Origin of the sequence: Mesorhizobium sp. M7A.F.Ca.US.014.04.1.1, assembly GCF_003998745.1 — a bacterium.
Taxonomy (GTDB): Bacteria; Pseudomonadota; Alphaproteobacteria; order Rhizobiales; family Rhizobiaceae; genus Mesorhizobium; species Mesorhizobium ciceri.
Genome location: NZ_RZRW01000299.1, coordinates 1 through 7,173, shown reverse-complemented (window position 1 = coordinate 7,173; position 7,173 = coordinate 1). Strand labels below are relative to the sequence as shown.

Here is a 7,173-nt window from a genome sequence, read left to right as displayed (position 1 = left end):
GCGTGTAGATGGTGCCGTTCTCGAGCTTCAGCTTCACGCTGACATTGGGCCCGCTGAACTTCAGCCGCCCTTCCGAGATCGCCTGGCGCAGATTGAGCAGGTTGGTGCTCGACTGCGTGACGTCGACATTGATCGGATCGAGGGCACGGATGGTGGTCAGCACCGTGTCCTGGTTCGCGGTCACCAGCGCGCCCGGCGTCAGCGTGGACTTGTCGATGCGCCCGGCGATCGGTGCCGTGATGGAGGTCCGGTCGAGGCTGATGCGCGCCGTCTCGGCACTGGCCTTGGCCGAGGCGACATCGGCTTGCGCCTGCGCCAGCGTGGCGGCGGCATCGTCATAATCCTGTTTGGAAACAACGTTCTGCTTCAACAGGCCGGCATAACGGTCGAACTTGGCCTGCGCCGTAGGCACCGCCGCTTCCGCCTTCTGCTGTGCGGCGACCGCGCTATCGTAGGACGCCTTGTAGCTCGCCGGATCGATGAGGTAGAGCGGCTGTCCAGCCGCCACCTCGCTGCCCTCCTTGAACAGGCGCTGCTGGATAATGCCGTTCACCTGCGGGCGCACTTCGGCAACCAGCGAGGCCGCCGTGCGTCCCGACAGTTCGGCGGTGATCGCCACCGATTGCGGATGCAGGGTGACGACGCCGACTTCCGGTTTGCCGGGCGCGCCCATGCCTGCGGGGGCGCTGCTCTCCTGCGAGCAGGCCGCCAGCAGAAAGGCGGATGCGAACATCGCGGTCCAGGGCGCCAGACGGCGTGCCGGCTGCAAAGACGGGCTAGGCTGGATAGACATGGACTGAATGATCTTTCGCTGGAGTTGCGGGCGCGGGCAATCGACCGCTTGGTCGAGGCATGCCGGCCGATATCTTGATGGTGGGCCGCGCCGGTCTGCGGGCGGCGACGAGCAATGCTTCGAAGCGGCTCATGTCGCGCTCCTTCTCGGCGGCCGGAGCTGCTCGAAGGTCGAGTAGCCGGCCGCGATGCCCACCAACATCATTATGCCGATCAGCGAGGACATGCCAAGCGCCTTGCCGGAATTCACGCGATCTTGCGGTCATCATGCCCATGGTTGTCGAGCGGCTGCGACAGCGGGAGCGACAACCGCCAGCCGGCGAAACTCAGGCGGATCGCGCCCTTCAGCGTGTCGGCCGGCGGGGCCAGCGGCATGCCTCGCCCGACAGGACCGAACGAGAGCCTCGGGCTGGCGGACGCGAGCAGCCGCAGCATGATCATGGCTTCCCACATTGTCGTGCTTCCATTGCAGGGTTCGAATTGGGCATGGTTCCGAATTGGCGCGATTCGAACTGGGCGTGATTGAAACGAGGATGGCGGAGATACGCCCGCCATCCCCGGAGAACCGGCCGACCCGAGAACGGGTTGGGTACCGGGCCGGCCGGTGCAGTCGGTCAGAGTTGCTCGTCGTTCCCGGGCTGGGGCGGGAGCTGCCTGCCATCGTTGGGCAGGCCTCTGGGGCCGGCTGCATCGTTCGGCGGACCGCCCCAGGGACCGGGGGGTGATCCATGGGCACGTTCCGCCGAAGCGAGGAGTTCGAGTTGTTCGGGCGTCAGCTTGGCGCGCAGTTCAGAGATCGCCTCCTTCAGTCTGCCGGCCGAAACCGCGCGGGCGGTAACGTCGTCGGCCAGCTTTTCCTGGAAGGCGAAGGGATCGGGCTTGCCGCCCGGGCCTGCTGCGTCGGGGTCCTTCGCTTCAGCACCAACGGGCCGCCCGCGGTCAGGCCGAGGCTGCGAAAGCACCGCCTGCAGCGCGCTGGTGTAGTCGCGCCAGGCGTCGAGCTGTTCGGTGCGGATGCCGACGCGGGTCTCCAGCGCGGCGAGCCGGGCGGCCAGCATGAATTCCGGCGGCGGACCCATGCGGCGGGGGCCAAAGCCTTGCGGGCCGAAACCCTGCGAACCAGGTCGCATCGGTCCATGCGGGCCGGGTCCATTCCGGCCGTGGCCTGCCCCATCCTGCATGGCCATGACAGGGGGCGGCTCACCGGGTCCGGCGCCGGGGTCGGGCTGCGCCGCCAGCGCGGGGTGAATTGCGGCGACGGAAAACAGGCCGAGCGCAAGAAGTCTGCTTGGCATAAAGATGTTCCTTTCTCTCATGCTTCGGACGGTTCAGAGGATAGGAAGCGTCTTTGTCCGCTTCGCGTCGGCGTGTTGCCGAAGGTTTCCGCAAAAGGGCAATTTGTTTCCGAATGTTTCCCATGGCCCGCCGGAAACGTTCGGTTGCAATTTTCCACGCCGCTCGGGCGCGGCTCTCCTATAATCGCGGCAAGCCCCTGCAATCACGGGTCCCAATATTCATCGGCAACGGCACGGTCATGCAGTCACAACCCCATATCCTCGTCGTCGACGACGACCGCGAGATCAGGACGCTTCTCCAGCGTTACCTCGACAGCCAGGGCTTTCGCGTCACGGCGGCGGCGGACCGGCGCGAATGCGAGCAACGGCTTGGCTCCGGCCAATTCGACCTGATCGTGCTCGACGTGATGCTGCCGGACGGCTCGGGGCTCGATATCTGCCGCGGTTTGCGCGACCGCAAGCCGCACACCCCGATCATCCTGCTGACCGCGCTGAAGGAAGATGTCGACCGCATCATCGGCCTGGAACTCGGCGCCGACGACTATCTCGGCAAGCCGTTCAACCCGCGTGAGCTCATTGCCCGCATCCGCGCGGTGCTCAGGCGCTCGACGCCCGAGGAGGCGCCCGCGCCGCCGCGCGCGCGCATCTACCGCTTTGCCAGCTATAGGCTGGAACCGGAGACCCGCAAGGTGACGGATGCGCGAGGCGTGGCCGTCGACCTCACCGGCGCCGAGTTCGATCTTTTGCAGGTGTTTCTCGACCGTCCCGGCCGGCTTTTGTCGCGCGACCAGCTTCTCGACCTGACGCAGGGCCGCGAACGCGATCCGCTGGAACGCTCGGTCGATGTGCTGGTGAGCCGGCTGCGCCGCAAATTTTCCGACACCGGCGACGGGCCGCTGTTCAAGACCGTGCGCAATGGCGGCTACCAGCTCACGGCGCGTGTCGAGACCGTGGAGAGCCACGCGTGAATTCGCTGCGCCGCCGTCTCATCCTGCTGTTGGTCGCCTCGATCGTCGGCGTCGTCGGCCTGGCGACGGCCGCCGTCATCAGCGTGCGCGGCGGCGGACCGCCGCCGGAACTGACCGTGCCGTGGATTGCCCAACAGATGGAAATGGTGGTGCGGCTCTTGCCGGGGCCGATCCCCGACGTCCTGCGGGTTCAATTCGCCGACCATCCAGCGGGCGGCAAGGTGGCTCGTGCGGAAACGGCGATGCTCAACGACATCCTGCACCGCCGTGGCCTCGACTTTCCCGCGGTCGTCAACGAGAAGCCGGACGAACCCGGCCAGATCGCATCGATGCACCTGCCCGACAGCCGATGGGCGATCATTGAGGTGCCGCACCTCAAGCCGCCGCGGCGAGAATGGCTGGTTCTGGCCGGCTGGATCTCGCTGATCGTCGCCGGCGCCACGGCGGTATCGGTCTATTTCACCTCGGTGCTGATCCGACCGCTCGAAATGCTGGAGGCCGCCGTCTCCAAGATCGGATCGGACGGCGTGCTGGCGGCGGTGCCGGAAGTGGGTTCGGCCGAGGTCAAGGCCACCGCGCATGCGCTGAACCAGCTCTCGTCGCGGCTGCGGACCGCCATGGAAAGCCGCATGCGGCTGGTCGCGGCTGCCGGCCATGATCTGCGCACGCCGATGACGCGCATGCGGCTGCGCGCCGAATTCCTGGACGACGAACGCGACAAATGGCTTCACGACCTCGACGAACTCGATCGCATCGCCGACAGCGCCATCCGCCTGGTGCGCGAAGAGGTCAACCAGGACGCCGTCGAAGCGGTGGACCTGGCAAAGACGGTGCGCGATATCGAAGCCGAGATGGTGTCGCTCGGCCATGCCGTCTCGATCGGGCACCTGGAAAAGGTTTGCGTGCGCGCCGGCGCGCTCGGCCTGCGCCGCGCCTTGCGCAACCTGATCGTCAACGCCGCCACCCATGGCAAGGCGTGCCGCATCGACCTGGCCGCGACCGACAATCGCGCCGTGCTGACCATATCGGACCATGGGCCGGGCATCCCCCCGGAACTCCTGAACAAGGCGTTCGAGCCCTTTTTCCGCGTCGACCCCGGCCGCCTGCAATCGATCCCCGGAGCTGGTCTTGGCCTCGCCATCGCCAAGGAAATCATCGAGCGCTACGGAGGCACGGTAACACTGGAAAACCGCCGGGGCGGCGGGCTGGAGCAGACGGTGGTGTTCGACGCGGTGTGAGGGTTGGCGGTCAGCCGAGTAATGGGCGTTGCGCGTGGCAACGACGAAAAACAGAGACGATGCTGCACCGCGCAAAGCTAATGGTTCCAAATCATTTCTTCACGGAGCCAGGGCCGGATCCATATAGACAAAATATAGATTACGGAATTTCCTGTGGTCTAACAAAGAACTAGGCTCTTAAGCCACGAGCTCGCAAATCAACCGAGGCGGGAACATCGGCAAAATTTAAACCACAGCGTTTAAGTTCTGAGAAAAATCGCCAGAATTGACGAGAAACGCTCGGTTTTCTCAATTTTTTAGCACTTGCTCACATAAGTATTTCAGCTGGGTAGATTTTTTGTGTTGCGCCGCACAATGCCGTAGCCGAACGATCTCCTGGGGGACTCGTTTGCGACTGGATATGCGCCGTGGAGGATCCCGCCAGGTTGACCAGCTTGAGCTACCCGTCCGTCGATTTCGAGCGTAGGTTTGACGATGCCTGCGCTCTGGCGGGTCTCGCCCGCCTTGGCCTGCCGCTCGAAACGGCCGGCTGGCGGCTTGGTCGCGGCCATCACGCTGGCGGATGCCGCTGATGGGAAGCGCCCGCGACATCCAACTGGATGCGTTGAGAGCCATCGCCGTGACGATGGTGTTGTATTCCCATTTCTTCGCCGCTGGAGGATCTTCATTCTGGGGCCATATCGGCGTGCGGCTGTTCTTCGTGCTGAGCGGCTTCCTGATCACGCGCCTGCTCCTGGAAGCGCGTTCGGCCGCCGAATTCGAGACCGGTCCCGCGCTGCGATCCTTCTATATCAGGCGAGGCTTGCGGATATTTCCACCCTATTTCGCCGTCCTGGGTTTCGTCTGGCTGGTCGACCTGGACCAATCCAGGGGATCGCTGGTCTGGCATGCGCTTTACCTGTCGAATTTCTGGTATGCGCTGCGCAATGACTGGAACCCTTGGGTGCTGTGCCATTTCTGGAGCCTGAGCATCGAGGAGCAGTTCTATCTTGCCTGGCCGCTGGTCGTCCTGTTGGCCCCGCGCCGCCGCTTCGAACAGATCTGCATCGGCGTCATCGCACTGTCGCTGGCCTATCGCTTTTATTGGCCGCTCACCGCCAACACGACGCTGGCGCGCGACCTGCTGCCGCCGGCATCCATGGATGCGCTGGCGACGGGCGCGCTGCTTGCCTGCTGGCGATCCAGGGGCGCGGCCCTGCCGCACTGGATGCGGCTCAGCTGGCCTGCCTTCGCGGCCGCATTCCTTGTCATCGAGTGGTTTGTGCCTGCGCCCGCCGATCCGATGCTCGAATGGACCCATTGGCTGGTGCGGCAAGTCCTGCCGCTGGTGCCGCTGATGGTCATCGTCGCAGCCTGTTCGCGCGGCCTTGGCGGCACTTTGGGAAAGCTTGCCGAACTGCCGCCGCTGCTTGGCCTCGGCCGCATCAGCTACGGCGTCTATCTCTATCATCCGATATTGCTGTCGCTCGCCGTCAAGGCGCAACCCTGGATTCCGCTCAACGTCTCGGAGCAAGGGCCAGGGCGTTTCCTGGTTGCGAGCGCCGCCACGATTGTCGCGGCCTCGATTTCCTGGGTGGTTTTCGAGAGGCCGCTCAACAGCCTGAAGCGCCACTTCCCCTATGTCGCGCGCACCCGCTCCGCACAGGGCAGCCATGGCGGCTGGCTCGCGACGGCGGCTGGCGGATCGCCCGATGGCCGCACACCGGCGCTCGAACTCCAGCGCACGGATGCAAGACGATGATCGCCGCACCGCTCGTCTCCGTCCTGTTGCCGGTCTACAATGCCGGTCCCTATCTCGCCACCGCGCTGGGAAGCATCCTGCGGCAGGATCACAGTCGCCTGGAGATCATCGCGATCGATGACGGTTCGACCGATAATTCGCTCGAGATACTCGAGCGATGCCAAAAGGCCGACAGCCGCATTTCGATCATCTCGCGCGAAAACCGTGGCCTTGTCGCGACGCTCAACGAAGGGCTGGCGATCGCCCGGGGCGAACTGGTCGCGCGGATGGATGCCGACGACGTCGCCTATCCCTGGCGTTTGTCGCGCCAGGTGGCGCTGTTCGAGCGGCGGCCCGAACTGGGCTTCTGCGGCGCCGGCGTCGACATGTTGATCCGCGGCCGCATCGCCAGGGGCAGGCCCGATCCGGTGTTCCAGTTCGGCCGCATCCCTGTATTGGCGATGTTCTTCACGATCTTCATGCACCCGACGGTCGTCTACAACAGGAAGGTCATCGACGACAGCGTCCTGCACTATGACCAGGCCTACCGGCATGCCGAGGACTTCGATCTTTTCAGGCGGCTGGCCGGCCGTTACCCGGCAGCCATGATGCCCGAAAACCTGGTCGTCTACCGCGTCCATGAGGCAAGCGTGACGAGCCGGCACGTCAAGGAGATGCGCAGGACGCATTTGCGGATCGTGGCCGAGAACCTCGAGCGGGAGGACCTGGCGCAGGCCACGCGGGACCTGCGCGACATTGGCGATGCGGTCAGCCACGGCACCGTCGCCCGTGCGGCCGACTTCATCGTCGCGCTGGAGGAGGAGATTTCCTCGCTGCCGGCGGCGACGCGGCCGAGCTTCGAGGCCGGCGCGCTGAACCTATTCTATTTCCTCTACCAGCTCGTCGCCGACGAAAACCAGCCCGCGCTCACCCATGAATTGCTGACGCGGACCGCCAAATGGAACGTCATCCGGCGCCGCGAACAATATGCGCTGCGGCCCGGCGCCTGGGCGCCCTGGCTCAGCCGCGCTTCGCTGTCGGCCGCCAGGCAGGCCGATGCCATGGCATACTTCTTCAAATCTGCGCCCGCCGCGGCGGTTCTGGCACCTTATCAGGCGGGCTGAGGCATGATCGTCAAAGTCAACCAACCCCTGCAGCGC

The 7,173-nt window shown here is 65.1% G+C and carries 8 protein-coding genes; 5 read left to right on the top strand and 3 right to left on the bottom strand.

Annotated elements, in window-relative coordinates; genetic code table 11:
* From EOA22_RS19690 to EOA22_RS19680, 3 genes are all read right to left on the bottom strand, one after another.
* On the bottom strand, window positions 1-733 hold a 733-nt coding region (locus EOA22_RS19690; RefSeq protein ID WP_245478659.1), incomplete at its 3' end, for an efflux RND transporter periplasmic adaptor subunit.
* Window positions 734-1,038: 305 nt separating this feature from the next.
* Window positions 1,039-1,245, bottom strand: a complete 207-nt coding sequence (locus EOA22_RS19685; RefSeq protein ID WP_013530681.1) for a hypothetical protein — start codon at window positions 1,243-1,245, stop codon at window positions 1,039-1,041.
* A gap of 161 nt (window positions 1,246-1,406) precedes the next feature.
* Window positions 1,407-2,087 carry a hypothetical protein gene (locus EOA22_RS19680; RefSeq protein ID WP_063168602.1) on the bottom strand — a complete coding sequence of 227 codons (681 nt, stop codon included), beginning with the start codon at window positions 2,085-2,087 and terminating at the stop codon, window positions 1,407-1,409.
* Between the two features lie 239 nt (window positions 2,088-2,326).
* Between EOA22_RS19680 and EOA22_RS19675 the strand changes: the two genes are divergently transcribed.
* The 5 genes from EOA22_RS19675 (at window position 2,327) to EOA22_RS19660 (ending at window position 7,137) form a co-directional block, all read left to right on the top strand.
* Window positions 2,327-3,055 carry a response regulator gene (locus tag EOA22_RS19675; RefSeq protein ID WP_013530679.1) on the top strand — a complete coding sequence of 243 codons (729 nt, stop codon included), beginning with the start codon at window positions 2,327-2,329 and terminating at the stop codon, window positions 3,053-3,055.
* Window positions 3,052-4,293, top strand: coding sequence for an ATP-binding protein (locus EOA22_RS19670; protein ID WP_063168603.1), 1,242 nt, complete (start codon window positions 3,052-3,054; stop codon window positions 4,291-4,293). Before EOA22_RS19675 ends, EOA22_RS19670 begins: the two co-directional genes overlap by 4 nt.
* 434 nt (window positions 4,294-4,727) lie before the next feature.
* Window positions 4,728-4,865: a hypothetical protein gene (locus tag EOA22_RS38160; protein WP_206521301.1), complete on the top strand. Its 138-nt coding sequence runs from the start codon at window positions 4,728-4,730 to the stop codon at window positions 4,863-4,865.
* A complete protein-coding gene (locus EOA22_RS19665; RefSeq protein ID WP_024501681.1) occupies window positions 4,865-6,034 on the top strand; it encodes an acyltransferase in 1,170 nt (389 codons plus the stop codon). The genes EOA22_RS38160 and EOA22_RS19665 overlap by 1 nt, the downstream gene beginning before the upstream one ends.
* Window positions 6,031-7,137 carry a glycosyltransferase family A protein gene (locus EOA22_RS19660; protein ID WP_063168604.1) on the top strand — a complete coding sequence of 369 codons (1,107 nt, stop codon included), beginning with the start codon at window positions 6,031-6,033 and terminating at the stop codon, window positions 7,135-7,137. Before EOA22_RS19665 ends, EOA22_RS19660 begins: the two co-directional genes overlap by 4 nt.
* Window positions 7,138-7,173 lie beyond the last annotated feature (36 nt).

Excerpts from the sequence above, each read along its gene's own strand:
- EOA22_RS19685 (WP_013530681.1), bottom strand. The coding sequence starts at position 1,245 with ATGTGGGAAGCCATGATCATGCTGCGGCTGCTCGCGTCCGCCAGCCCG.
- EOA22_RS19675 (WP_013530679.1), top strand. The coding sequence starts at position 2,327 with ATGCAGTCACAACCCCATATCCTCGTCGTCGACGACGACCGCGAGATC.
- EOA22_RS19660 (WP_063168604.1), top strand. The coding sequence starts at position 6,031 with ATGATCGCCGCACCGCTCGTCTCCGTCCTGTTGCCGGTCTACAATGCC.
- EOA22_RS19665 (WP_024501681.1), top strand. The coding sequence starts at position 4,865 with ATGGGAAGCGCCCGCGACATCCAACTGGATGCGTTGAGAGCCATCGCC.
- EOA22_RS19680 (WP_063168602.1), bottom strand. The coding sequence starts at position 2,087 with ATGCCAAGCAGACTTCTTGCGCTCGGCCTGTTTTCCGTCGCCGCAATT.